This is a genomic window from Flavobacterium suncheonense GH29-5 = DSM 17707, assembly GCF_000430025.1.
Classification (GTDB): domain Bacteria; phylum Bacteroidota; class Bacteroidia; order Flavobacteriales; family Flavobacteriaceae; genus Flavobacterium; species Flavobacterium suncheonense.
Genome location: NZ_AUCZ01000057.1, coordinates 1 through 1,017, shown reverse-complemented (window position 1 = coordinate 1,017; position 1,017 = coordinate 1). Strand labels below are relative to the sequence as shown.

Genomic DNA, 1,017 nt, shown 5'->3' with positions numbered 1-1,017 from the left:
TTCATGTTGATGGTTGTGCTGTTCAATTACATCTTCCTGTAATTCACAGCCTGCAATAATTAAACCGGAAAGAAGCAGTGAAAGATAAAACAGTTTTTTGAGTTTTTTCTTCATAGTTGGAAACGTTGTTTGGTTAATAAATATAATTAATTTTCAAAATATTCATATTGTATTTCCTCGATTTTGGGTCAAAATCACTTACAACGTCCCGCCGGCTTTGTGTCAGGCGAGGATTTTTATTACTGATGTTTACAAATATACCGAAAAGGTAGAAAGGAAAAAGCCCAAAAAAAGAAGAAAATGCAAACACCAAGCCTTTACCGATAAATCCCGAAACCTCGCTTGCACAAAACCGCTGTTATGCACCGTTTAAATTGCTTTCCAACCACTTTTAAAAAACGTAATTCTAGACCCAATTATAAAATCTTCAAGTTTAGTGTTTTTGGTAGCAGTATTATTCGTCAACTCAATTAAACAAGCAGTGGGATTAGCACTTCCTTTTTGAGACAACCAAAAACGAAATCTTTTTATTGTTACAGGATGTGGAGATTTGATTTCTTTAAGATTAGAAATATACATACTGTCATTTCTAATTAGCATTGAGTCTAATTCTTCTTTTCGAGCTTGTCCTGATTTTACTTTTCCAGTTATTATTTCAGGATAGAAAATACCTTTTTCAAATATTGGTTTTAGTTTTTTCTCAACGTCAAGGATTAATACTTCGTTATTGTATTTTATGGTATTTTCATCAATAATTACAATAGTCTCCTTAAACTTTCTGTAACTTTCTTCATAGTAATTTTCCTCAAATTGCTTTTCTGCCCAATAATCTTCTTGTTCGCCCTGGTTTTTAAATGTTCTTTCTTTTTTCTGTGCATTTACAGAAATAGAAACTATTAAAAACAATATTATGATCGTTACGGGTGGATTCAAGACCTTAATGCAACAAGGTCATTTAGTTTTCAGTTTTTCAAATTTAGTATTTTTCTTAGATATTGACTCTTTTTTCAGAATAAC

At 31.2% G+C, this 1,017-nt stretch carries 1 protein-coding gene; it reads right to left on the bottom strand.

Annotated features, from left to right (window positions below):
• Window positions 1-369: 369 nt before the first annotated feature.
• On the bottom strand, window positions 370-906 hold the full coding sequence (locus tag G498_RS0110170; protein WP_026981046.1) for a hypothetical protein: 537 nt from the start codon (window positions 904-906) through the stop codon (window positions 370-372).
• Between the last annotated feature and the right edge of the window lie 111 nt (window positions 907-1,017).